The organism is Methanosarcina spelaei, assembly GCF_002287235.1.
GTDB classification, from domain to species: Archaea; Halobacteriota; Methanosarcinia; order Methanosarcinales; family Methanosarcinaceae; genus Methanosarcina; species Methanosarcina spelaei.
The window spans coordinates 1-1205 of sequence record NZ_LMVP01000288.1 but is presented as its reverse complement, the minus strand read 5'-3'; the positions used below and the strand labels follow the sequence as shown (position 1 = coordinate 1205).

Annotated in this window: 1 protein-coding gene; it reads right to left on the bottom strand. The window is 38.1% G+C overall.

Annotated features, from left to right (window positions below):
* Positions 1–444: 444 nt before the first annotated feature.
* On the bottom strand, positions 445–1205 hold a 761-nt coding region (locus ASJ81_RS12965; protein WP_141241722.1), incomplete at its 5' end, for a PGF-pre-PGF domain-containing protein.

Genomic DNA, 1205 nt, shown 5'->3' with positions numbered 1-1205 from the left:
AAAGGTGAGGAATTTTAAACCGACCAATGTGGGGAAAATTAAATCGGCGTTGACAAGAACATGTCAACAATGAGTTAAGAAACGAGATAACTGGAAGGAAAATGAGAAATAAATGGAATTTTTCACCTTAAGAATTGAGCCATAAAGAATAGAAAAACAAATTTCATAAAGAAAAAATTCCAACCTATCAGTAGACGATTTCATTTCATTAGTAACAGTAATTGTCGGACAGCCTGTAAAGATCAGGATTTCATGACCCTCTACGCTCCCTTGTAATAAAGAAGAGAAGGAAATAAAGGTAAAGAAGAAATAAAAAACTTGAAAATACAGTAATAAACAATAAAACTATCTTAAACTACTATCTGCCTTTTCTCTCTATTTTCTTATTATATGTTTACAAGACCGCTCACCTTCTAAAATGTGACAGGTACTGGAACCTCTTCATCAAGATCTTCTCCTTTTTAAAATAGCAGTAGAAACTGTAATTCCTGCTCCTGCAAAAAAAGTGCAAAACCCGGGACTGGCTTTTACATCTGTTTCTTCTTCGTTTCCACTTTTAGGAGAAGCATTAGTCTGTATGTCTTGAGGATTGGATTCTGTACCACCTGTTTTATCGATTTCAGTTGAAGATTCGATATTCTTCCCGGTTATCGCAAATGAAGAGAAATCGGAGGTTTTGGCTTCAAAATAAAAGTATTCATCTCCTTCACTTACTTTTGTGCTTGAAAGTGCGTGCCATGTATTATCTATAAAGTGTTGAAGAGAGATTGAATCCACATCAATATTGTTTTCTTTGACCCAGGATTTACTTACCCTGAAACCTACAACTGAATTGTCAATATTTTTCTGGATTGCAAAACCTTCGTTTCCTACCCAGATATTCAGGTGCTGGTAAATCTTTCCTTCAGGTTCGTTCGGAGTCAGCACTGATTTTTCTTTCAGCTCTTCGACAATTGTGGTTATTTTCCCAGCGCTCTTTTTGGAATCAAACTGTATATAAGTAACTGAAGTGGCTTCCTGAGGGAACTCGAACTTTATCTGTTTCCCGTTTGTAACGAACTGCTGGGAAATCTCTTTGGCTTTAACATTTTTAGCAGGCTCTGGAGAGCCTCCGCCGCCTCCGGAAGAGCTGCCAGAAGAGTCGCCAGAAGAGTCGCCAGAAGAGTAGCCAGAAGAGTTGCCAGAAGAGTTGCAAACAGCGTCGC